Origin of the sequence: Pedobacter sp. N36a, from assembly GCF_014472395.1 — a bacterium.
In the GTDB taxonomy this organism is placed as follows: domain Bacteria; phylum Bacteroidota; class Bacteroidia; order Sphingobacteriales; family Sphingobacteriaceae; genus Pedobacter.
This window is the reverse complement of record NZ_JACSZW010000001.1, coordinates 746436-768471: the sequence shown is the minus strand read 5'-3', so window position 1 is coordinate 768471 and position 22036 is coordinate 746436. Positions and strand designations below refer to the sequence as shown.

22 protein-coding genes are annotated in these 22036 nt (G+C 40.7%); 11 read left to right on the top strand and 11 right to left on the bottom strand.

Features of this window, described 5'->3' with window-relative positions:
* Positions 1-55: 55 nt before the first annotated feature.
* The 4 genes from H9X96_RS03560 to H9X96_RS03545 all read right to left on the bottom strand — a co-directional run bounded on the left by H9X96_RS03560 (position 56) and on the right by H9X96_RS03545 (position 5465).
* Positions 56-1309: an anthranilate synthase component I family protein gene (locus tag H9X96_RS03560; protein WP_187664935.1), complete on the bottom strand. Its 1254-nt coding sequence runs from the start codon at positions 1307-1309 to the stop codon at positions 56-58.
* Between the two features lie 80 nt (positions 1310-1389).
* On the bottom strand, positions 1390-2667 hold the full coding sequence (locus tag H9X96_RS03555; protein ID WP_187664934.1) for an adenylosuccinate synthase: 1278 nt from the start codon (positions 2665-2667) through the stop codon (positions 1390-1392).
* A gap of 32 nt (positions 2668-2699) precedes the next feature.
* On the bottom strand, positions 2700-3191 hold the full coding sequence (locus H9X96_RS03550) for a Fur family transcriptional regulator (RefSeq protein WP_187664933.1): 492 nt from the start codon (positions 3189-3191) through the stop codon (positions 2700-2702).
* A gap of 63 nt (positions 3192-3254) precedes the next feature.
* Positions 3255-5465: a bifunctional (p)ppGpp synthetase/guanosine-3',5'-bis(diphosphate) 3'-pyrophosphohydrolase gene (locus tag H9X96_RS03545; RefSeq protein ID WP_062550109.1), complete on the bottom strand. Its 2211-nt coding sequence runs from the start codon at positions 5463-5465 to the stop codon at positions 3255-3257.
* Between the two features lie 342 nt (positions 5466-5807).
* Here H9X96_RS03545 and H9X96_RS03540 point away from each other — a divergent pair, with 342 nt between their 5' ends.
* The 4 genes from H9X96_RS03540 (at position 5808) to H9X96_RS03525 (ending at position 9129) form a co-directional block, all read left to right on the top strand.
* Positions 5808-6425 carry a DUF4294 domain-containing protein gene (locus H9X96_RS03540; RefSeq protein WP_187664932.1) on the top strand — a complete coding sequence of 206 codons (618 nt, stop codon included), beginning with the start codon at positions 5808-5810 and terminating at the stop codon, positions 6423-6425.
* 3 nt (positions 6426-6428) lie between these two features.
* Positions 6429-6926, top strand: coding sequence for a glutathione peroxidase (locus H9X96_RS03535; RefSeq protein ID WP_187664931.1), 498 nt, complete (start codon positions 6429-6431; stop codon positions 6924-6926).
* A gap of 26 nt (positions 6927-6952) precedes the next feature.
* The gene (bshB1, locus tag H9X96_RS03530) at positions 6953-7669 is read left to right on the top strand and encodes a bacillithiol biosynthesis deacetylase BshB1 (protein WP_187664930.1); all 717 of its coding nucleotides are present in this window, start codon (positions 6953-6955) and stop codon (positions 7667-7669) included.
* A 98-nt stretch (positions 7670-7767) separates the two neighbouring features.
* Positions 7768-9129, top strand: coding sequence for an acyl-CoA dehydrogenase family protein (locus H9X96_RS03525; protein ID WP_187664929.1), 1362 nt, complete (start codon positions 7768-7770; stop codon positions 9127-9129).
* 33 nt (positions 9130-9162) lie between these two features.
* Here the strand turns inward: H9X96_RS03525 and H9X96_RS03520 are convergent, their stop codons facing one another.
* The 4 genes from H9X96_RS03520 to H9X96_RS03505 all read right to left on the bottom strand — a co-directional run bounded on the left by H9X96_RS03520 (position 9163) and on the right by H9X96_RS03505 (position 11982).
* Complete coding sequence (locus H9X96_RS03520) at positions 9163-9579, bottom strand: hypothetical protein (protein ID WP_187664928.1); 417 nt, start codon at positions 9577-9579, stop codon at positions 9163-9165.
* Complete coding sequence (lat, locus tag H9X96_RS03515; RefSeq protein ID WP_187664927.1) at positions 9579-10910, bottom strand: L-lysine 6-transaminase; 1332 nt, start codon at positions 10908-10910, stop codon at positions 9579-9581. The genes H9X96_RS03520 and lat overlap by 1 nt, the downstream gene beginning before the upstream one ends.
* Before the next feature lie 189 nt (positions 10911-11099).
* Positions 11100-11225: a YdeI/OmpD-associated family protein gene (locus tag H9X96_RS22815; protein WP_255430982.1), complete on the bottom strand. Its 126-nt coding sequence runs from the start codon at positions 11223-11225 to the stop codon at positions 11100-11102.
* A 190-nt stretch (positions 11226-11415) separates the two neighbouring features.
* Positions 11416-11982 carry a DUF4256 domain-containing protein gene (locus H9X96_RS03505; protein ID WP_187664926.1) on the bottom strand — a complete coding sequence of 189 codons (567 nt, stop codon included), beginning with the start codon at positions 11980-11982 and terminating at the stop codon, positions 11416-11418.
* Between the two features lie 351 nt (positions 11983-12333).
* Between H9X96_RS03505 and H9X96_RS03500 the strand changes: the two genes are divergently transcribed.
* The 4 genes from H9X96_RS03500 to H9X96_RS03485 are packed head-to-tail and all read left to right on the top strand — an operon-like array spanning position 12334 to position 16403.
* Positions 12334-12588, top strand: a complete 255-nt coding sequence (locus H9X96_RS03500) for a hypothetical protein (protein WP_187664925.1) — start codon at positions 12334-12336, stop codon at positions 12586-12588.
* A gap of 8 nt (positions 12589-12596) precedes the next feature.
* The gene (ligD, locus tag H9X96_RS03495; protein ID WP_187664924.1) at positions 12597-15332 is read left to right on the top strand and encodes a DNA ligase D; all 2736 of its coding nucleotides are present in this window, start codon (positions 12597-12599) and stop codon (positions 15330-15332) included.
* 50 nt (positions 15333-15382) lie between these two features.
* The gene (locus H9X96_RS03490) at positions 15383-15640 is read left to right on the top strand and encodes a hypothetical protein (RefSeq protein ID WP_187664923.1); all 258 of its coding nucleotides are present in this window, start codon (positions 15383-15385) and stop codon (positions 15638-15640) included.
* A gap of 1 nt (position 15641) precedes the next feature.
* Positions 15642-16403 (top strand): Ku protein, encoded by a 762-nt coding sequence (locus tag H9X96_RS03485; protein ID WP_187664922.1) that lies wholly within the window; start codon positions 15642-15644, stop codon positions 16401-16403.
* A gap of 227 nt (positions 16404-16630) precedes the next feature.
* Here the strand turns inward: H9X96_RS03485 and H9X96_RS03480 are convergent, their stop codons facing one another.
* Entirely contained in the window at positions 16631-17503 is an 873-nt protein-coding gene (locus H9X96_RS03480; protein WP_187664921.1) for a 1-aminocyclopropane-1-carboxylate deaminase/D-cysteine desulfhydrase, read from the bottom strand.
* Positions 17504-17849: 346 nt separating this feature from the next.
* Between H9X96_RS03480 and H9X96_RS03475 the strand changes: the two genes are divergently transcribed.
* Together H9X96_RS03475 and H9X96_RS03470 are read left to right on the top strand one after the other, a co-directional pair.
* Entirely contained in the window at positions 17850-18881 is a 1032-nt protein-coding gene (locus H9X96_RS03475; RefSeq protein WP_187664920.1) for an RluA family pseudouridine synthase, read from the top strand.
* Complete coding sequence (locus H9X96_RS03470; protein WP_187664919.1) at positions 18882-19721, top strand: aminotransferase class IV; 840 nt, start codon at positions 18882-18884, stop codon at positions 19719-19721.
* 18 nt (positions 19722-19739) lie between these two features.
* Here H9X96_RS03470 and fmt read toward each other — a convergent pair whose 3' ends face one another.
* A complete protein-coding gene (gene fmt / locus H9X96_RS03465) occupies positions 19740-20648 on the bottom strand; it encodes a methionyl-tRNA formyltransferase (RefSeq protein ID WP_187664918.1) in 909 nt (302 codons plus the stop codon).
* A gap of 60 nt (positions 20649-20708) precedes the next feature.
* Here fmt and H9X96_RS03460 point away from each other — a divergent pair, with 60 nt between their 5' ends.
* Positions 20709-21770 carry a DNA topoisomerase IB gene (locus tag H9X96_RS03460; protein ID WP_187664917.1) on the top strand — a complete coding sequence of 354 codons (1062 nt, stop codon included), beginning with the start codon at positions 20709-20711 and terminating at the stop codon, positions 21768-21770.
* A 33-nt stretch (positions 21771-21803) separates the two neighbouring features.
* Here H9X96_RS03460 and H9X96_RS03455 read toward each other — a convergent pair whose 3' ends face one another.
* Positions 21804-22022: a hypothetical protein gene (locus tag H9X96_RS03455; protein WP_255430970.1), complete on the bottom strand. Its 219-nt coding sequence runs from the start codon at positions 22020-22022 to the stop codon at positions 21804-21806.
* Between the last annotated feature and the right edge of the window lie 14 nt (positions 22023-22036).

Genomic DNA, 22036 nt, shown 5'->3' with positions numbered 1-22036 from the left:
AAAATTATAGACAGGCTGTTACTGAAAGGTAACGGCCTTTTTAATGGAATCAGGTTTAGCGTGTTAAGGTTTGAATGATGGCTGATGCTTTTAACATACATTCTTCATATTCGTCATGCGCGTCAGCGGCATACGTAATAGCTCCCCCTACCTGAAAAGACAAGTGTTTGCTGCTTTCCTGATAGAAAATGCTGCGGATGATCACGTTGAAATCGAATTCAGCATCAGGGCTGAGGTAGCCGAAAGAACCGGAATATGCACCTCTTCTACTCAGTTCATACTTTTCGATCAGTTCCATTGCCCGGATCTTTGGTGCACCGGTCATCGAGCCCATTGGGAAAGTATTTCTGATCGCCTCTATGAAATGTAATTCTGGCGCCAGCTCACAGCTGATCGTAGAGATCATCTGGTGTACCTGCGGGAAGGTATAGATGCCAAAAAGCTCTTCGACCTTAACGCTTCCTTTTAAGGCACTTTTTGTAAGGTCATTGCGCACCAGATCCACAATCATTACATTTTCTGCCTGTTCTTTTATATTTTCACTTAACTCAAGTTTGATCCGCTCATCAATATTGGCCTCCCGACTGCGTTTAGCAGTACCTTTAATGGGCTGAGAAATTAATTTGTTTGCACGTTTGCAAAGAAATCTTTCCGGACTGGCCGAAAGGATGTATTGATCGTAGATCTTAAAATAGCCTGCAAATGGCGTAGGGGAAAGGGCATTGAGCTGTTCAAATACATATAATGGATCAATCTCTGCGTTTTCAGTAAAGAATTCCTGGCAATAAGTAATCTCGTAAATATCACCCCTGCTGATGTGCTGGTGCAGTTGTTTGATTTTTTCCAGATAGCTTTCTTTATTCATTGAAGCCTGGATATTCAACGGAGGATAAGTTTTTACTGCTGGAATTTCAAAGCTAGAGATGGTTTCTAAAAGCTGGGCATCACCAAAAATCACCTGTGCCTGACCGTCTTTCCAGGCAATCAGATATTGAGGAACAAAGAAAAATAAAGCAGGAAACTGATGAAAATCAGGATGGTTGGATTGCAGCTGCTCATCTTCGTTTTTCAGGTCGTAACTGAATAAGCCGAACATCCAGGTTTTGTGCTGTTCGTAGAAAGCTTGTAAGGCTTCAAATGCGCCGCCAGTTTCTTTAGAAAGTACTGTTGTAGCTCCAGCAGCAATGATAAAGTCGAATTTCCCGTAAGGGTCTGTATAATTGTTGGAGTCTAAACAGCAGCAGATGTCAAAAGTATTTGCCCAATGCAGCGCTTTACTTTTAAATAACGATAATTCCAGATGGCTCATTTCGCTACAAAGGTAAGGGAAAACCGCCTATAAAAAAAGGCGGCCATTGGCCGCCTTTCCTATATATCAGAAGATAATTTTTAGATCAATTCTAAAGTTTGAACTCTATCTGGTCCAACAGACAAATATTTTACTGGTACTTCCAATTCTTTCTCTAAGAAAGCGATATAAGCTGAAAGTTTTGCAGGGATATCTGCTACTTGATTTACTTTAGTTACATCAGTTTTCCAACCTTCGATTGCTTTTAAAACAGGCGTAGGTTTTACAGAAATGATGTCATATGGCATATAATCAATAGTTTCACCATTGTGCTCATAATGAGTACATGCATAAATGGTATCAAAACCATCCAATACATCTGCTTTCATCATGATCAGCTCAGTTACGCCGTTTAACATGATCGCATATTTTAATGCAGGGATGTCAATCCATCCGCAACGACGGGCACGGCCAGTGGTTGCTCCGAATTCGTGACCTACCTGACGTAAGTTTTCACCAACTTCATTATCCAATTCTGTAGGGAATGGACCACCACCAACACGCGTACAGTAAGCTTTGAAGATACCATATACATTGCCGATTCTGTTTGGCGCAATACCTAAACCAGTGCAAGCACCAGCAGTAGTGGTGTTAGAAGAAGTTACGAATGGATAAGAACCGAAGTCGATGTCCAATAATGTTCCTTGTGCACCTTCTGCCAATACTTTCTTTCCTTCTTTAAGGAAACCATTTACATAATGCTCACTGTCTACATGAGGAATGGTTTTGATAAACTCAATCGCTTCAAAGAATGCAGCTTCTTTTTCTGTTAGATCGTATTCGAATTCATAATGAGAAAGAATCTCTTTATGTTTCTCCACCAATTTGTTGTAACGTTCCTTGAAATCAGGAAGGGTAGTATCACCTACTCTTAATCCATTACGACCGGTTTTGTCCATATAAGTTGGGCCAATACCTTTTAGTGTAGAACCGATTTTGTCTTTACCCATTTTTTGCTCATTTGCAGCATCCAATAACTGGTGCGTTGGTAAAATCAAATGTGCTTTGCGGGCAATTACCAATTTCCCTTTGGCTACTGGATCGTGTCCTGCAGCTTTAAGGTTGTCTAACTCTCTTTTTAGAATGATTGGATCAATAACCACACCATTACCAATAAGATTCATTGTTTTTTCGTTGAAAATACCTGATGGAATGGTATTTAAAACAAACTTTTTGCCATCAAACTCTAAAGTATGTCCGGCATTCGGACCGCCTTGAAAACGAGCTATCAAATCATATTGAGGACTTAATACATCAACAATTTTACCCTTGCCTTCATCGCCCCATTGCAGGCCCAGAAGCACGTCTACTTGCGTCATTATTTAAATTTGAATATTATAAATTGGATATGTTAACTTGCATGTTTTACTTCGCTATTCTGATTGTTCATTGCATTTTTTGCAGTGCAATCGAAACAAACGCCATAAAGGTTTAGTGAGTGGTGCTTGATTTCAAACTTCAGCAATTCACCAACCATACTCTGGATCTGATGGATGCGCGGATCGCAGAATTCTACAACTTTCCCGCAGTCAATACAAATGATATGGTCGTGCTGATGGTAGCCATAAGATTTCTCAAATTGCGCCATGTTTTTGCCAAACTGATGTTTAGTAACCAGATCACAGGAAACCAATAGCTCTAAAGTGTTGTATACAGTAGCTCTGCTGACACGATATTTTTGGTTTTTCATGTGGATATAGAGAGTCTCTACATCGAAATGGTCATCTCTGGAATATATTTCTTCTAAGATGGCAAAACGTTCCGGTGTTTTTCTCAGACTCTTATTTTCGAGGTAAGCTTCGAATATTTTTCTTACTAACTCGCTGTTGTGGTTTGTAGACATAGTTTTTAAACTCCTTTCAAAGGTACCAATTTTTATATAAACCTGTATGTTTTATTCGTTTTTTTAGGCATCAAAACGGGTAACTGCCGTCACGCCTTTTACTTCCAATAGATTTTTAATCAGGTTGTCTAAGTGTTCTTTATCATTTACATAAACCATAATTGAGCCATCAAAGATGCCATTATCTGTGTCGACGGTAATAGAACGCATGTTTACCTTGAAATCTCCGGAAATCACCTTGGTGATATTATTGATCAAACCTACGTCATCTATTCCAATAATATGCAATCCGGTTAAGAAAGTGAGTTCCTGCTGACGATTCCATTTGGCTTTGATCACGCGGTAGCCGTAATTGGCCATCAGCTGTGCGGCATTCGGACAATTAGTGCGGTGGATTTTGATTCCCTCATTCACGGTTACAAAACCAAAAACGTCATCACCTGGGATGGGATTACAACAGGCAGCAAGCGTATAATCTATCTTTTGCAGGTCTTCACCAATCAAAAGAATATCAGATTCCGGCCCTTTCACTTTGTTCAGTAAGGCTTCAATCTTTTGGTTGTCGCTTTTTTCAGAGGAACCTCTGTTTTCAATCTCTTTTTCGCTCGCCAGGTAATCTTTCAGGTCTTTCAACTCGATCTTTCCTTTCGCAACGGCGATGAAAAGCTCCTGTGTTGAAGGTAGTTTGAAGAAATAGGTCAGCTTGTTCAGATTGTCTGTATTGTAAGTAATCTTTAACGACTTCAACTTACGCTCCAAAGTTTCTTTACCCTGATCCGCAATTTTTCTTTTCTCTTCTTTTAAGGAGGATTTGATTTTCGATTTGGCCTTCGCTGTCACCACAATGTTCAGCCAATCTTCTTTCGGCGTCTGTTTGCTGGATGTGATGATCTCTACCTGATCCCCGTTCTGTAATTTGTAAGATAAAGGAACCAGTTTATGGTTCACTTTAGCACCGATACATTTCGCACCAACATCCGTATGGATTTCAAAGGCAAAGTCTAAGGCAGTAGCACCTAATGGCAATTGAAGTAAGGCTCCTTTAGGGGTAAAGATGAATATCTCATCCGAGAAGAGGTTCATTTTGAAGTCGTCCAGGAAGTCTAATGCATTCGCTTCCGGATTGTTCAGCATCTCTCTTACCTTCATAATCCATTGATCCAGACCATTATCATTGCTGGATTCTTTATATTTCCAGTGTGCTGCAAAACCTTTTTCTGCAATCTCATTCATCCGCTGTGTACGGATCTGAACTTCCACCCATTGGCCTTTTGGCCCCATTACGGTAGTATGCAGAGACTCATAACCGTTTCCTTTTGGAGACGAAACCCAGTCGCGCAGGCGATCCGGATTTGGACGGTACAAATCGGTCACAATTGAATAAGCCTTCCAGCAATCTGCTTTTTCATTTTCAGGTGCACTGTCCAGAATGATCCTGATGGCGAAAAGGTCATAAACTTCCTCAAAAGGAATATTTTTACTTTTCATCTTATTCCATATAGAATGGATCGATTTCGGCCGGCCGTAGATATCGGCCGTCAGCCCCTGTTCTGCCAGGATCTCATTGATCGGCTCCACAAACCTTTTGATAAATAAAGTCCTTTCGGCCTTTTTCTCATTCAGTTGTGTGGCAATGTATTTATAAGTGTCTGGCTCCAGATATTTCATGGAAAGATCTTCCAGCTCAGATTTAATCGCATATAATCCCAGGCGATGGGCCAGGGGGGCGTAAAGGTAAATGGTTTCGGAAGCGATTTTCAACTGCTTGTGTCTGGGCATAAAGTCCATCGTCCGCATGTTGTGTAAACGATCCGCCAGTTTGATCAGAATTACCCGGACATCATCGGCCAGGGTGAGCAGCATCTTACGGAAATTCTCCGCTTGTAATGAGCTGTTGTAATCAAAAACACCGGATATTTTGGTCAGACCATCAATGATTTTGGCAGTTTTTTTGCCAAATTCACGTTCAATATCTTCGAGTGTGATGTCCGTATCTTCTACCACATCATGTAATAAGGCGCATACAATCGAAGTGGTTCCTAGTCCGATCTCTTCTGCAGCTATCTGCGCAACAGCAATAGGGTGGTAAATATAAGGTTCACCAGATTTTCTACGCATATTTTTATGGCTTTCCAATGCCATATCAAATGCTTTTCTGATTTCCTTTTTATCCCCTCTTTGAAGTGTTGGCTTACAGGCACGCAAAAGCGCACGGTAACGCTTCAATATCTCTTGCTTCTCTGCTTCTAAATCAATCACTAGTGTGTTCTTCATCAATCTATAAATTGTTTTTCGGTAATGTTATTGGTTATGGATCGCTGTTCAAAGGGCAAATGAACCTAAAATTTTACTTAAATACTAGTTTATTGCCCCTATACTTTTGTTAATATAAGCTTTTTGTAAAGATCCTATAGTGATACACAATAATTCCTCCAATTTTAAGTTTCTCTAAGTTATTCCTTGTTCGTTCTTAACCGATCATTTAGTAAAAGGTTCATTGGCATTTCATTTGTATTTATTTACCTCAGGATGATAAGCTTTCCTTATGAAAATTTTATCTTAGAATAGTAATCAATTAATATATTAAATTGGCCTTTATTGAAGAGGTATAAATTTATGAAATTTTATAGGTTGTTTTTTCTGTCAATTGTCATGATTACAGCGGCTTCTGCTAAAGGGCAGACCGGCACTGTGCCCGTGAAATACCCTGCATTGGGAAAAAATGACACCATTCGTGTAGCCTCCACAAATGAGAATGGAGAGATGATCCCATGGATTCCGCTCAACGAAGTCCAGATTTATGCCTATCGGCTATTTAAAACTCCTCAAGATCGCGCGGCTTATAACCGATTGCGTTACAATGTGATGAAGGTGATGCCCTATGCACTTTTTGCAAAGCGGAGATATGAACAGCTGGAAAAGGATCTTGCGCTGGCGACAGATAAGAAGACGCAAAAAAGCCTGGTTAAACAGTGTGATAAAGAGATTAAAGACATGTTTAATAGGGAAATTAAGGAATTGACCATTTCTCAGGGACAGATTTTAACGAAGCTGATCGACCGGGAAGTAGGACGTACCACTTATGAAATTGTAAAAGAAACAAAAGGGGGCGTAACCGCCTTTTTATACCAATCAGTGGCCAGAGTAGTTGGCCATAACCTAAAAAGTAAATACAATCCAACGGAAGAGCGGGACATTGAAGCGATCATTCTTTCTTCTGGATTTTACCAATAAAATATGTCGGATCAGCCAAAAAGTATACACCAGTTTAAGGTGAAATTGATCAATGGAAAAGAAAAGAATCTTTCAGATTATAAAAACAAAAATTTATTGATTGTCAATATTGCCTCGGGCTGTGGTTTTGCACCTCAGCTGAAGGAGTTACAGGAGTTAAGGGAGGAGCTGAAATCCCAGGATTTTGAAGTACTGGCCTTTCCTTCTAATGATTTCGGCAGACAGGAACCTTTAGAGGAGGCCGGGATTCAGGAGTTCTGTGAATTAAATTATGGGGTGGAATTTCCTGTGTTTGAGAAAACAATGGTCAGAGGAGCACATGCACATCCCTTGTTTAAATTCCTGGGCGATAAAAAACTCAACGGAAATTTAACTTCCACACCTAGATGGAACTTCCACAAATACCTGATTAATAAAAAGGGAGAAGTAGTGGATTATTTCTTCCCCTTTACCAAACCATTGTCCAACAAAGTAAAAAAGAAGATCCAGCGACTGGGATAATTTTCCCAATAATTTTTTAAAACGTTATGAAGTTAGATGTATTAGTACTTGCTGTTCACCCGGACGACGCAGAATTAGGTTGTTCCGGAACAATAGCAAAACACATTGCCCTTGGTAAAAGAGTAGGCATTGTTGATTTTACCAGAGGTGAGTTGGGAACCAGAGGCTCTGCTGAAATCAGAGATGAGGAAGCCGCAGATTCAGCAAAGATTTTAGGCATCCATGCCCGTGAGAACCTCCGTTTCAGAGACGGGTTCTTTACTAATGATGAAGAACATCGTTTGGCCATCATCAGGATGATCCGTAAATATCAACCAGAGATGATGTTAACTAATGCGCTCCACGATAGGCATCCAGATCATGGCCGTGCCGGTGATTTGAGTAATGATGCCTGTTTTCTGTCGGGTTTACCAAAGATTCATACAGAAATCGATGGGGTCGCTCAGGAGGCCTGGAGACCAAGATTGGTGCTGCAATACATTCAGGACAGGTATATTGAACCGGACATCATTATAGATATTACCCCTTTTATTCAAACCAAAATAGATTCCATCAAAGCATTTAAAACTCAGTTTTTTAATCCGGATCATGAAGAGCAGGAAACTTATATTTCCTCACCGGAATTTTTCGACAGTGTGATAGGACGTGCGCGTGAGTTTGGTAAATCTATCGGAGCCACTTATGGAGAAGGTTTTACTTCCCGTAAATTGCTGGGGGTAAACAGCCTGTTTGATTTAAGTTAATTCTTTAAGGACTGCTGTACCAGTTTTACCTGGTGCAGCAGTCTTATCAAAAACTAACAAAATCGCCTTTTTGCTGTTTTTAATAGAAACAGCAAAATATGGCGAATATCTTCTCTTCCCTTAAAAATGCCTACACACTTTTCAAAAGTGTAGATTTTCAGAAACTGGAGGCACTCTCCAAAAAGGTCGACCTGACTAAAATCGTAGATTCCGTAGCCAATCTAGATGAAACGCAATTGCAGGGCTTGATGAAAATGATCGGGACACCACATAAGCATCGGGAACTTCCACCTATCGACGGAGACTTTTACCAACTTGGTGATGAAGCCTTAAAAGCGGAAGACCGTGCTTTGCAGCTTAAAGTAAGAGAATTTCTGGAGCGGGAAGTGAAACCTGTGGTCAATAAATACTGGCTGAAAGCCGAATTTCCTTTTGAACTGATTCCCGGAATTGCAGAACTCAACATTTGTGGCCTGACTTATAAAGGTTATGGCTGTCCGAATAAATCAAATTTAATGGAAGGAATTCTGGCGATGGAATTGGCCAGAATAGATACCTCCATGTCTACCTTTTTTGGTGTACAAAGTGGACTGGCGATGGGCTCGATCTATTTATTAGGGTCAGAAGCACAGCGTGAAGAATGGCTACCGGGGATGCAGCAAATGAAAACTATCGGTGCTTTTGGGCTAACAGAACCGGAAGTAGGATCCGGAGTCGCTGGCGGTTTAACTACTACGGCGAAACGCCAGGGGAGTAAATGGATCTTAAATGGGCAGAAGAAATGGATTGGCAATGCACCTTTTTCTGATGTGACGATTATCTGGGCCAGAGATCTGGACGATCAGGAAGTCAAAGGCTTTCTCGTTAGAAAAGGAACCAAAGGCTTTGCAGTAGAGAAGATGATGGATAAAATGGCGCTCAGAATTGTACAAAACGGTTTGATTACGCTAACCAATTGTGAAGTAGAAGAGGTCGATCGTCTCCAAAATGCGAATTCTTTTAAAGATACCGCTAAGGTGTTAAAAATGACCAGGGCAGGAGTGGCCTGGCAGGCAGTAGGATGCGCCAGAGGGGCTTATGAAAGTGCCTTACACTATACTAGGACAAGAAAACAGTTCGGTAAACCCATTGCTTCCTTTCAATTGATTCAGAACCATCTGGTAGAGATGCTCTCCAATTTGACAGCCATGCAGACCCTTTGTTTCCGATTATCGCAGCTTCAGGATCAAAATCTTTTGACCGATGAGCATGCTTCTTTAGCGAAGGTATTTTGTTCTATGCGAACCAGAGATGTGGTGAGCAGGGCAAGAGAAGTAATGGGCGGGAATGGGATTTTACTGGAGTACGACGTGGCGCGTTTTGTGGCAGATGCGGAAGCCATCTACTCTTATGAAGGAACAAAAGAGATCAATACTTTAATCGTAGGCAGGGCCATTACAGGTTTTTCTGCCTTTGTCTAACACAACATTAAATCTACTTGTTTAAAGACCGGTCTAAAGGGAAGGTGCTTTAAAAGGATATTTGGTTAAGCTTGTATTGCCCATAGCACTTTTTTCGTAAAGGGCAATACAAGCACCATTATAAGAAGGCTCAAAGTTTATTTTTCCCGGGCTTAACTGATTCGGTACCGCGGTCCCTTTTAGAAAGAAGTAAACCTTGGTATTCCCGCCTTTATGATGGGGTTTGAAATTACCATAAGTCTCCATTTCAGACCAGAGCGTGTCTTTTACCGTGACCGTAAATACATATTGAATAGGGCCAGTGTTGTTTTCATTACGGTAATGTGCCACCTCGGTAAACTCTCCTTTCAGATCGTCAATTCCAGGCTGGGTAAAGGTGCCTTTCATCATCCATCCCACTAAAACTAAAATCAGTCCACTCAGAAAAATATTAAACTTTTTATTACGCATTATAAAGTTGGTAAAATTTTATTCATGACCTCCATTCCTTCGTCAATATGCTTTTTCTCTATGCATAGTGCAGGTCTGAAACGGATGGTCTGGTTTCCACAGCCTAAAAACATCACATTGTTTTCCATTCCTTTTTGGACGAAAGCATTGCGCATTTCCTTGCTTGGGAAGTCAAAAGCACAAAGTAAGCCTTTTCCTCTTACATTGGTCATCTTATCATATTTTTGGGCAAATTGAGCAAGATTTTCTTGTAAATACTGACCAACAACTGTAGCATTATTACAAAGCTGATCTTCTTCAACGATCTGCAGGATTTGTGTAGAACGCACCATGTCTACCAGATTTCCCCCCCAGGTGGAGTTGATTCTTGAAGGCACATGGAACACATTGTTTGCGATCTGATCTACTTTATGGCCTACTAAAATTCCACAGATTTGCATTTTTTTACCGAAGACAAGGATATCCGGACGTGCCTTTTCAGAAAAATGCTGGTGACACCAGAATTTACCGGTTAGGCCTACACCCGTTTGTACTTCATCATAAATCAAAAAGGCATCATTTTCATCGGCAAGGGTTTTCAATTGAATCAAAAACTCTTCGCGTAAATGATTGTCGCCGCCTTCAGATTGAATTGGTTCCACAATGATTGCACAGATCTCATCTTTATTTTCTGCAAAAGCCCGCTTAATCTGGGCAATGGAGGCTTCCTCTGTTGAAATTGCTTGCTCCAGGTTTTCATCCTGCAATGGGAATTTAACAGTAGGTACAGCAACCCTTGGCCAGTCGAATTTTGCAAACCATTTGGTTTTGTCGGGTAGGGTATTGGTTAAACTAAGGGTATAACCTGTTCGGCCATGAAAGGCTTTCTCAAAATGAAGCACCTTAAATCCCTTCTCTTCTTTATACCCTTTGGCAAAGTTCTTTTGAACTTTCCAGTCCATCGCTACTTTTATCGCATTTTCTACTGCTAAGCCACCACCGGCAATAAAAAAAGCATGAGGAAGGTAGGAAGGAATACCAATTTTTGAAAATGTAGCTACAAATTGCGCATAATGCTGGGTGTAAACATCAGAGTTAGAAGGATTGGCCAAAGCAGCCAGTAACAGATTTTCTAAAAACACTTCATCATTGACCATTTTAGGATGGTTATATCCCAAAGGAACGGACGCAAAACAAGTAAAGAAATCCAATAATTTCCGATTGTATTTTGAATCGTAGATATAAGATCCATGGCTTTTTTCCATATCATAGGTGAGGTCCAAACCGTCTGCTAAAATATGTTTGCTTAAAGTCTCTTTTACCTGACCTGGGCTTACCGTTAGTTCATACATAAATTCTATATTTTGGTGTAATCAAATTTAACAAAATGTGCCAAAGAAACAAGTGCAGGCGGTTTTTACTACAAAAACGTAAAATCATACTTTAAACAGTTTAAAGTATGATTTTGGTATAGATCGACTTTTGGTCTAGTAAATGTTAATGATTTTCGGAGAAATAATTGGTCTTTTTTACGCTTATTTTTATTCAGTTAATCCTGGATCATTCCTAATTCTCGGCATACACTTTTCTATTCTTGCTTCCCGGGTTTTAGCTTGTTTGGGCGCGGCAAAATGAAGCAGGTAGGCCCGCTGCCTTCCAGGAGCCAATGCTTTAAACGCCGTATTCAAGGTAGGGATTTCTGTTAATTTGTAGTTTCTTTTAAATCTACTTTCAGTCCGGCCTTTTCTACTTCAATCGCTTCATGGATATAGGCTTTTAAGATGGCTTGCTGTGCAATGATTTCCGGCTTTATTAAATTAGAAACTTACCTGAGGATTCATGATGAGTTTTCCCTCTTTAGACCCTTAACGAACCACGGAATGCTCTTGCAGCATAATAAGATTGCGCTCCATTATGGTACACAAAAACGGTGTTGTAACGGCGATCGCCAAAGATGGCACCACCAAGTGCTCTGATGCTCGCTGGTGTTTGCAGCCAGCTCGAAGTTTTCAAATCGAAATTCCCGAGCTGCTGCAGTTCCCGGTATTGTAGTTCTGTTAGCAGTTCAATGCCCATTGCTGCTGCCATATCTATCACATTGTTTTCCGGTTTATGTTCTTTCCTTGATTCCAGTGCTTCATAATCGAAACAAAGACTTCTGCGGCCTTTAGGACTTTCAGCAGCACAGTCATAAAAGATGTACTCATCTGTCTTTGCATCATAAGCGACTACATCCGGTTCACCACCTGTGTTTTCCATTTCATCAAGCGACCATAGTTTTTCCGGTCGGGCTTCCAGTTTTGACTGTACTTTTGCCCATTCTATCCCTTTATGGCGGTTTTTGTTTTTCTCAAAACGATTGCTCAATAGGTTCAATAGTGCTTCACGCTGCGTGATCGACAACTCCTTTTTATGGTGGCTCATACCTTTATAAATATACTGAATTAACTTTTCTTTTTTCTGGTCTAATGTACCAGGTGACCACTCCTTTAAGGCTCATTTTTGAGCAATTCGCAGGCTGTGAGGATTTGCCGATTGTGTGGCCACCAAAACCAATATGGCTCGCAAATGTTTGATGAATTTTATTTTAATGTTTTCTGTTTATCTGTTTGTGATACAGTATGATAGTTGTTTGTTGAAATTGATTTTTGAACAAACTATTCCTTCTGGTGCTTGTTTTTGTTCCTAAGGTAACACAGCATACTAATTGTGGAGGTATACCGAAAGGTACCTCGATCCGATTAAAGAACATGAACTGTTTAACTCAAATCGATCATGATGCAAATTGAAGTAAAAGAACCTGGAACAGGGGTTTTATTGCTCCTGGATGCCAAATCTGAAAACTATCAGGGAAAGCATGGAATGAGAATTAGGTATCCTAAGGGGGCTAGTTTTTTCATTATTGCCCAATCAGAGGTGTGGCAATCTGCCGATCATCAGCATGTGGCTCCACGATTCCTCATCAATATAGGGATGGCCATTGAAGGACGAAAATTAGCTGAGCAATTGGTCGATCAATCTAATAATTAACCAAAAAGATGAGTCTTACTGAATACGAAAAGAAACGTTCATTTGCCGATACTCCCGAACCTAAAGGAGGAAAAGGAACTGGAAAAAGCCTGCGTTTTGTGATCCAGAAACATGCTGCTTCCCATCTTCATTATGATTTTCGCTTAGAAATGGCTGGCGTGCTGAAAAGCTGGGCTGTTCCAAAGGGTCCTTCAATGGATCCCGATACCAAGCGACTCGCGATGATGGTGGAGGATCATCCTTATGATTACCGTAATTTCGAAGGCATCATCCCTAAAGGGCAGTATGGAGGCGGAACAGTAATCGTATGGGACGAGGGAACTTATGTGCCTTTTGAGCCGGAAGCCGAAGATTTGAAAGCGCAGGAAAAGCAGCTGCTCCATCAATTACACAGCGGCAAACTCAAATTCATACTCAGCGGAAAAAAGCTGAAAGGTGCTTTCGCCTTGATCAAAGCTTATGGGAAGGGGGAGAACAGTTGGCTGCTGATGAAACTGGAAGATAAATATGCAAGTAGGACGGATATTCTTCTAAAAGATAAATCGGTGATTTCCAGGAAAAGCATTGCACAAATGGAAAAGCAGCCAGATCAGATTTACGGGAAAACGAAACTTCAGAAACCTAGACCCGAAAAGATAAGGAAAGCCGCAGAAAAGAAAGCCAACAGCATCCAGCCTGCGGGGAAAAAACTGCTAAGCTTAGTGAAAGAAGGCGTTAAAGCTCCTTTCTTTGATCAGGTACAGCCAATGCTGGCCACACTGGTAGATGAAGCTTTTGATGAACCAGGTTGGCTTTATGAAATCAAATGGGATGGTTATCGTGCCATTGCCTTTATGAAGGATTCCAAAGTTGAGTTTAAATCTCGAAATGACAAGACTTATAACGAGAAGTTTTACCCTATCTATGAGGCCTTAAAATCATGGGGGATAAATGCAGTCCTGGATGGTGAAGTGGTCGTGTTAAATGAAAAAGGCAGTGCAAATTTTGGGGCTTTGCAAAACTGGCGCAGCGAAACAGATGGGGATTTAAGGTATTATGTTTTTGATATATTATGGTATGATGGGTATGATTTAAGGGAATTGCCCCTGATCGATCGGAAAGCAATTCTAGCGGAAATAATTCCTTCTTCTACACCTATTTTACTCAGTAAAGATTTTAAAACCTCGGGTATTGATTTCCTGGAGGCGGCAAAGCGCGCCGGACTGGAAGGCATCATGGCAAAACGCATGGATAGCAAATATCATACTGGAAATCGTACGCCAGATTGGTTGAAAATTAAAGCGAACCATCGCCAGGAAGTCGTAATTGGTGGTTATACGAGGAATGAAGATACTCCCAAGCCCTTTAGTTCTCTGCTGGTAGGGGTATTTAAAAAAGGAAAATTGAACTATATCGGTAAGATTGGAACTGGTTTTAGTGTAAAAATACAGCAGGAAATGCTAGCGCAGTTCGAGCCCTTAGTAGTGGAGAAAAGCCCCTTTGCAACCAAACCGGATGTCAATAAAACCAGTCCTTTCCGTTACGATTCATTAAATGCTACTGCCACCTGGTTAAAGCCAGAGCTAATCTGTGAGGTTAGCTTTGCTGAAATGACAGCTGCTGGGCTGATGAGGCATCCTTCTTTTGAAGGAATGCGCTCCGATAAAGATCCGAAAGAGATATTTCTGGAAGAGATCATAGATACGGACAAAGTGATTCATGAAAACACAATGGAAGCAGCGAAGAAAAATATAGGCAAAAAGACAAGTAAAGAAAAAAGTGAAAATGGTAGTAAAGGAAGTCGCAAAGGGGCGGGGAAAACCATTTTACTGGATCCTGAAGAAGAAACTCAGGTAAAGAAAATAAACGGACATTCTTTAAAATTCACTAACCTCAGTAAAGTATATTGGCCCGTGGAGAAGGTCACTAAACGAGATATGATCAATTACTATCATCAAATCGCCCCTTTTATATTGCCTTATCTGCTGGATCGCCCGCAATCTTTGAATCGTTATCCAGATGGGATTACCGGAGGTAGTTTTTACCAGAAAGATGTGACAGGGAAAGTGCCCGAATGGATAAAAACCTATTTGTACCATGCGGAGGGGAATGATACAGACAAGCATTTTTTAGTCGGCGAGGATGAGGCAACTTTATTGTATATGGCTAGTTTAGGCTGCATTGAGCTGCATCCCTGGAGCAGCACGATTCAAAAACCTGACCATCCCACTTGGTGCATCATAGACCTTGATCCCGGGAAAAATTCTTTTGAGCAGGTCATTGAGGCTGCACAGGTTACGAGAGCAGTTTTGGACGGAATGGGAGTGCCCTCGTATTGCAAAACGAGCGGATCTACAGGACTGCACATTTACATCCCTATGGCCAATAGATACACTTATGAACAGAGTAAAGAGTTTGCGAGAATCATTGTTACACTAGTCAACCAGGAGTTGCCAAAATTTACTAGTCTGGAGCGTGTAGTGGCCAATCGGAAGGGTAAGATGTATCTTGATTTTTTGCAAAACAGGCCTCAGGCTACCATTGCAGCTCCTTATTCTCTTCGTCCGAAACCTGGAGCAACGGTTTCAATGCCCTTACATTGGGACGAACTGAAAAAAGGTTTACAGATGAAAGATTTCACCATTTTCAATGTAGTAGACAGAGTAAATGAAATCGGAGATATTTTTAGCCCGGTATTGGGAAAAGGGATCGACCTACTGACCGTGATTAAAAACAATAAAAGCGAAGACCTGTTATTGGAGTAATTGTAGGAACCGGTTTTTAATTGATTTTTTTAAAATAGAAAATTAGCAAGATGGGAAAGGTAGAAGAACCATGGGAACCCTTTGATATTCAAGTGCTGATCGAAGGGCAATGGGAAAGGTTATTAGTGATTCCTGATCGGGAAGAACCAAAATATGAATTGTTTGATCAGCAAACTTCAGTTGGGCAGGTATGGCCAGAGCAAACTGCCCAAGGCAGGGTCTGGTGTGCCGAAGGCTTGATCGCTAAAGAGCTGGCAGATCAGGCTGGAGAACAAATTGATCAGTATTATTTAAATAAACCCGAATAACATGAGAGCGATCTGGAAAGGTGCTATAGGATTTGGTTTGGTGAATATCCCGGTAAAGTTATTCTCAGGTGTACAAAGCAGTACGCTGGATTTAGATATGCTGGATGAGAGAGACCATGCTAATATCAAGTTTAAGAGAGTAAATGAGAAAACGCAGAAGGAAGTCCCTTTCGAGCATATCGTGAAAGGTTATTACCTTAAAGACCAATATGTTGTGTTGAATGAACATGATTTTGAAGAAGTGAAACCAGAAAAAACGGGGGTCATAGAAATTGAGAATTTCGTTGATCTGATAGATATTAACCCTGTGTATTATGAAACTTCTTATTATACTCAGCCTGAAACTCAAGGGAAAAAAGCCTATGCTTTACTTTTGCAGGCACTTATAAAGTCAAAGAAAGCCGGAGTTGCGCGTTTTGTGTTGCGTAACCATGAAAATCTTTGTGTCATTCATCCCATGGACGGGATTATTGTCATTACAAAAATCCGTTTTCAGGAAGAAATCAGGGATACCAAGGATCTAAAACCGAAAGAAGTGCCTGTTATTAATGCAAAAGAGTTGTCAGTAGGAATGGCCTTAATCAAGCAATACACTGCTACTTTTAATATAGATAGCTTTAAAAATGACTATTCTAAAGAGTTGCTGAAGATTATAAAAGCGAAAGCCCAGGGTAAGCGAGCAACCGTTAAAAAGATGAAACCTAAAAAAGCAAGCAGCGACGATTTATATGAACAATTGCTGGAAAGTTTGAAAGGAGCCTAGTGTTCATTTTGTTAAAATATCAGCCAGTACAAAGAGAATATAGTGTCTAACATTTTCGTAAGAATTTTGAGCTGAACCAGGTGTCGCTTATTCTCGCACTTCACTGGGCAACAGGGTAAAAGGTTACAAGCTTATAGGGTAGTTGGCCCAGGCGACCAGGTGGATCGAAACCGAGCTCCATGAGAGGAAACAGGAGGCTATTTGCCGTTGTTTGTATCTATTTTCATTTAAAAGAATTTGTCTTTCATACCAAAGATACCCATCAGGCCGCCAGTGTGGATGGCCATAATTTTTTCTTCTTTTCTAAAGTAATTTTTTTTGGAAAGGTCGTCAATGGCATACATCATTTTTGCAGTATATATCGGATCAATTAATACCCCTTGACTGCTCACAAAGCTTTTCATGAAATGTATCAGTTCAGGATTCGTCTTTGCATAACCTCCAAAATGATAGTCTGTATGTAAGATTAACTGATTGGTGTGTCCCAGGTAATTAAAAATCTCTTCTGCAATAAATTCTCCTCCTTTTAATGCGGGCACCACGTGCAGAATTGTTTTTAAGCCTATATCATGGATTCCTTTCAGTAATCCTGCTGCAGTAGTTCCGGTTCCTGCAGCACAGAAGATATGGTCGATATCTGCAGGAAGTTCTGCTATGATCTCCGCACAGCCAGTTACGGCCTCCATGCTCGCCCCTCCTTCATCAATGAAAAGGGCATTGGGATCATCGCCAAAATGTTGGTCAAATAAGGAAATTTTGTCTTTATAGCTGGTTCTGTCCACAAAGAGAAGCGTCATCCCAAAAAGCTGGCATAACATTAACATTTCGTTTTTTACGGTTTCCCCGCGGACAAAGGCTGTGGATTTTAGCGCTGCTCTGGATGCAGCAGCGGCTGTGGCGAGCAGGTGATTCGAATAAGCACCACCAAAAGTGACGAGGTGGTCCTTATTTTCCGTCTGGGCTTTCGACAATAAATACTTTAGTTTACGCCATTTATTCCCCGAAATATAGGGGTCAATCAAATCATCTCTTTTAATCCAGAGTTGCTGGAGGGTAGGATGTTTTAATTGCTGAACTGGGCTATGGATCTTTGTAAACATGTTTACAAAGATATAAGCCTTTTTTTTAAGCGAATGGTTATGGCTTAAAATAGATCTTTCTTAACAAGTAAGGAAAGAAGTTAAGAATGATCTTAACATTTTGAGTAAAGTTTTTCATAGTACTGGAATTAAAGTTAATAACCTGGTTCATAACAAGTTTGTTCGCTGTTTTGTGTTTAATTACACAAAAAAAACAGTAAAAATTTGCGGCTGGTAATTGCTATGCCTGTTATCAAAAAGCAGACCAAATTATTTTTTTTCAATTATGTAATTGTTAAAGATTAGTTTTGCAGTAGGGAACCATAGTTAAAGGAGGCTTTCCAAATCACAAACAGACATAGATTTCATGGAAAATAGCAGCGAGGTGCAGGAATTAGAAGAGCAGGATTTATACGAACATTTTAATATTGTTGTTGATAAAGGACAGTCTTTATTAAGGGTAGATAAGTTTTTAATGGGGCGTATGGAAAATGCTTCCCGCAACCGTATTCAGAACGCTATTGAGGCTGGAAATGTGTTAGTTAACAAAGCTACGGTCAAGGCAAGTTACAAGGTGAAACCGGAAGATGAGATCTCTATCGTGTTTCCTCATCCGCCAAGAGATACGGAAGTTTATCCGGAAAATATCCCATTGGATATTGTTTATGAAGACAATGATTTGTTGGTGGTGAATAAACCTGCTGGAATGGTGGTACACCCAGGATTTAATAATTACACCGGAACATTGGTGAATGCTTTAGCCTACCATTTTGAAAATTTACCGCAATTACCAGGAAATGAAGGTAGACCAGGATTGGTACACCGTATTGATAAGGATACTTCCGGCTTGTTGCTGATCAGCAAAAACGAAATCACCATGACTAAATTGGCGAAACAATTTTTTGACCACAGCATCACACGTAAATACATCGCATTAGCATGGGGGGATATTGAGGAAAATGGTACCGTTACGGGATATATCGGGCGCAGTTTGAAGAATAGAATTGTAATGGATGTATACGATGATGAAGAAAAAGGTAAGTGGTCTGTAACACATTATTCGGTTTTGGAGCGTTTAGGTTATGTAACCTTAATTAGTTGTCAGCTGGAAACTGGCCGTACACACCAAATCAGAGCACACATGCAGCATATCGGACATCCTTTATTTAATGACGCCAATTATGGTGGTGATAAAATTGTAAAAGGAACAACTTTCAATAAATATAAACAGTTTGTACAGAATTGCTTTAACATGATTCCTCGTCAGGCTTTACATGCACAGACTTTAGGTTTCATACATCCTACAACTAAGGAATATATGGAATTTGAGGCACCTCTGCCAGCTGATTTTGATTCGGTATTGAACAAATGGAGAAACTATATCGTGGAGCCTTCGTAAATGCAGCAAGAATATATTTTACATAATGGCGAGTTCCTAGCGGCAAACCACCCTGTGATTGGGCTGGAAAACCGGGCGTTCAGATATGGTGATGGCCTGTTTGAATCCATGCGTATGAACAATGGCAAGCTTAAATTTGCAGAGCTGCATGCTGATCGCTTAAAAGCGGGTATGAAAGCTTTGAAGATGGATGGGGCTGACCTGATGGATGAATATTTCTTGAAGCAGAAAACGGCCGAACTCTGTAAAAGGAATAAACTGAAGGATAATGTACGTTTTCGATTGTCGGTTTACAGAGCCGGTGCGGGTTTATATACGCCAGATAGCAATAAATCCGGGTATGTGCTGGAAGCCACTGCGCTCCCTCAAAGTACCTACGAACTCAATAAAAAAGGTTTAATTGTTGATGTTTATGATGAAATTACCAAACCTGTAAATAAGCTTTCCAACTTTAAAACTACCAATTCTCTATTATTTGTGATGGCTGGTTTGTATAAGAAACAATATAATTTGGATGAGGCTTTCATTTTAAATCAGCAAGGTTTTCTTTGTGAAAGCATCAGTTCCAACATTTTTGTGGTGTATGACAAGCAGATTTATACCCCTGCCTTGTCGGAAGGCTGTATTGCTGGCGTGATGCGTAGTGTAGTGATGGGAATGGCAAAAAGCCACAATATCCCATTAACCGAGGCTCAGATCAATCCGGAAGTGCTGAAGGAGGCCGAAGAGGTCTTTATCACCAATGCAACCGGAGGTATCAGATGGGTAATGGGATATGGAAGGAAACGTTATTTTAATGAAATCTCCAAGCACCTGAGTGCGCGTTTAAATGAAATGTAAAAGAAAAGCGTAAGGGGTTTACAAACGCATGCCCCTTAAAAATTCTTCTACTGTCATTCTCTTTTTACCTTCATATTGAAGATCTGTAAGTTTGATATAGCCGTCTTTGGCGGCAAATTTCAAATAGGTCTTTCCATCTGATAAGAATTTCCCTGCAGCAATATCTGGTGTTTCCTTTTCCAACTCCGCTTTAAATACTTTCAATGTTTTTTCACCGAGTTTGGTAAATGCAGTAGGATAGGGGCTTAGTCCGCGGATTAAGTTGTAAACTGTCTTTGCAGGCTGGTCCCAGTTGATCAGACAAAATTCTTTAAATATTTTTGGTGCATGTTTCAGCGAATCGCTTTGAACTTGCGGCTGTTCGGTGTAATTTCCTGCTTCAATTGCTTTTACTGTCTTTACTAACAAGCCTGCGCCTACGTTCATGAGCTGATCATGTAGTTCTCCGGCAGTTTCATCCTCGCCGATAGCAACGCGCTCAGAGAAGATGGTATCGCCCGTGTCGATTTCATGTTTAAGGAAAAAGGTAGTCACACCACTCTCTTTCTCTCCATTAATAATGGCATGATTGATCGGAGCAGCACCACGGTATTGCGGAAGTAAAGAAGCATGAAGGTTAATTGTTCCTTTGGAAGGCATATTCCATACGATTTCAGGTAACATACGGAAAGCGACTACCACTTGTAAATCAGCTTGTAAAGCCTGTAATTCCTGGATAAACTCCGGATCTTTCAGCTTTAAAGGCTGTAATACTTTTAATCCTTTAGCCACAGCGTATTGTTTTACGGCACTTTCCTGAAGTTTCTGACCTCTTCCAGCAGGTTTGTCGGCGGCAGTAACTACCCCCACTACATTAAATCCTGCTTCTACTAAAGCATTTAAGGAAGCTACGGCAAAATCGGGCGTACCCATAAAAACTAATCTCATTGTCCATTGTTTTAGAGGACAAAAATAACAAATAATCTTAGGCTTATTTTATTCAATTGTATGGTAGAGACTCTGGAAGAACTTAAATCAAGTGGTTTGGTGTACGTAACAGACGCTAAACCTGGTATATACAGGAAAGGAAAACCCGGTAATTTTCATTATATAGACAAAGATGGAAAGCGGATCACGGCATTGCCAGAGCTGGAAAGGGTTCAGCAATTGGTATTGCCTCCGGCATGGACATCGGTTTGGATCTCTCCACGTAAGAATGGGTATTTACAAGCCACAGGTATAGATCAAGCAGGGAGGAAGCAGTATCGCTACCATGCTGAATGGACTTCCAGGCGCTCAGACCGCAAGTATTTCAGATTGCTGGATTTTGGAAAAGCATTACCTGCCGCCAGGAAAAAGATTGCCAGGGATTTGAACCGCAAGGAATTTGACGAAAGAAAGGTGCTGGCGATTTGTGTGCAGCTGATGCAAAAAACACTGATCCGGGTTGGAAATGCTGCTTATCAGGAGCTATACGGTAGTTATGGCCTCAGTACTTTGAAAAATAAACACGTAAAAATCAATGGAAACCGGTTGATGCTGAGTTTTATTGGTAAAAAAGGAGTACAGCAGGAATTGACCTTGAGGGATAAAACATTGGCCAGAATGGTGCAGAAATGTAAAGAAATACCTGGCCAGGATTTGTTCCAATATTATACGGCAGGGAAGGATCGGCAGGCCATCGATTCAGGAAAGGTAAATAACTACATCAAAGAAATCACTGGAGATGATTTTACGGCTAAGGATTTTCGCACCTGGGGAGGGACATTGGAGGCGATGCGTCAGTTGGCGGTTTGCTGTGCCGATGATTCTACTTCAGAAAAACCTAAAAAGAAAATCATTGTGGAAGTATTGGATTGTGTGGCTGCAAAGCTTGGAAATACACGTGCCGTTTGTAAAAGTGCTTACGTTTACCCGCTGTTACTGGAAGCTTTTGAAAATGAGCAACTGGGTAAATATTTGAAAAAGATGAATGTTGCTCAATCGGACACTGCTGCGGGCCTGGAATTGCAGGAAAAGGTATTGATGCAGTTTTTGAAAGCGATGAAAAAGAAACAGGCCCTGAATTGATCGGGGCCTGTATGATATCGGTGATTATGTTGTTTATGAATCGTTTGGTGCTTTTTTGACCGGATGAACAGGCTGCTCGCTTTCTTCTCTCTGCTTAGCAGGGTTGTTAAAATGAGCTTCTTCTTGCTGATAATCCTTATCCTCCGGCTTTTTCACCGCTTTATCGCCTTCCGGCACTTTATCTTTTGGAACTTCTTCCTGATAATTACTGCTGGGTTTATCGCTTTTCTTTTTCGCTTCGCTGTTCATCATCTGGTTATTTTTAG

What these genes read in the sequence shown, in the direction of transcription:
- H9X96_RS03560 (WP_187664935.1), bottom strand. Translation starts at nt 1,309, where the DNA reads ATGAGCCATCTGGAATTATCGTTATTTAAAAGTAAAGCGCTGCATTGG.
- H9X96_RS03555 (WP_187664934.1), bottom strand. Translation starts at nt 2,667, where the DNA reads ATGACGCAAGTAGACGTGCTTCTGGGCCTGCAATGGGGCGATGAAGGC.
- H9X96_RS03550 (WP_187664933.1), bottom strand. Translation starts at nt 3,191, where the DNA reads ATGTCTACAAACCACAACAGCGAGTTAGTAAGAAAAATATTCGAAGCT.
- H9X96_RS03545 (WP_062550109.1), bottom strand. Translation starts at nt 5,465, where the DNA reads ATGAAGAACACACTAGTGATTGATTTAGAAGCAGAGAAGCAAGAGATA.
- H9X96_RS03540 (WP_187664932.1), top strand. Translation starts at nt 5,808, where the DNA reads ATGAAATTTTATAGGTTGTTTTTTCTGTCAATTGTCATGATTACAGCG.
- H9X96_RS03535 (WP_187664931.1), top strand. Translation starts at nt 6,429, where the DNA reads ATGTCGGATCAGCCAAAAAGTATACACCAGTTTAAGGTGAAATTGATC.
- bshB1 (WP_187664930.1), top strand. Translation starts at nt 6,953, where the DNA reads ATGAAGTTAGATGTATTAGTACTTGCTGTTCACCCGGACGACGCAGAA.
- H9X96_RS03525 (WP_187664929.1), top strand. Translation starts at nt 7,768, where the DNA reads ATGGCGAATATCTTCTCTTCCCTTAAAAATGCCTACACACTTTTCAAA.
- H9X96_RS03520 (WP_187664928.1), bottom strand. Translation starts at nt 9,579, where the DNA reads ATGCGTAATAAAAAGTTTAATATTTTTCTGAGTGGACTGATTTTAGTT.
- lat (WP_187664927.1), bottom strand. Translation starts at nt 10,910, where the DNA reads ATGTATGAACTAACGGTAAGCCCAGGTCAGGTAAAAGAGACTTTAAGC.
- H9X96_RS03505 (WP_187664926.1), bottom strand. Translation starts at nt 11,982, where the DNA reads ATGAGCCACCATAAAAAGGAGTTGTCGATCACGCAGCGTGAAGCACTA.
- H9X96_RS03500 (WP_187664925.1), top strand. Translation starts at nt 12,334, where the DNA reads ATGATGCAAATTGAAGTAAAAGAACCTGGAACAGGGGTTTTATTGCTC.
- ligD (WP_187664924.1), top strand. Translation starts at nt 12,597, where the DNA reads ATGAGTCTTACTGAATACGAAAAGAAACGTTCATTTGCCGATACTCCC.
- H9X96_RS03490 (WP_187664923.1), top strand. Translation starts at nt 15,383, where the DNA reads ATGGGAAAGGTAGAAGAACCATGGGAACCCTTTGATATTCAAGTGCTG.
- H9X96_RS03485 (WP_187664922.1), top strand. Translation starts at nt 15,642, where the DNA reads ATGAGAGCGATCTGGAAAGGTGCTATAGGATTTGGTTTGGTGAATATC.
- H9X96_RS03480 (WP_187664921.1), bottom strand. Translation starts at nt 17,503, where the DNA reads ATGTTTACAAAGATCCATAGCCCAGTTCAGCAATTAAAACATCCTACC.
- H9X96_RS03475 (WP_187664920.1), top strand. Translation starts at nt 17,850, where the DNA reads ATGGAAAATAGCAGCGAGGTGCAGGAATTAGAAGAGCAGGATTTATAC.
- H9X96_RS03470 (WP_187664919.1), top strand. Translation starts at nt 18,882, where the DNA reads ATGCAGCAAGAATATATTTTACATAATGGCGAGTTCCTAGCGGCAAAC.
- fmt (WP_187664918.1), bottom strand. Translation starts at nt 20,648, where the DNA reads ATGAGATTAGTTTTTATGGGTACGCCCGATTTTGCCGTAGCTTCCTTA.
- H9X96_RS03460 (WP_187664917.1), top strand. Translation starts at nt 20,709, where the DNA reads ATGGTAGAGACTCTGGAAGAACTTAAATCAAGTGGTTTGGTGTACGTA.
- H9X96_RS03455 (WP_255430970.1), bottom strand. Translation starts at nt 22,022, where the DNA reads ATGATGAACAGCGAAGCGAAAAAGAAAAGCGATAAACCCAGCAGTAAT.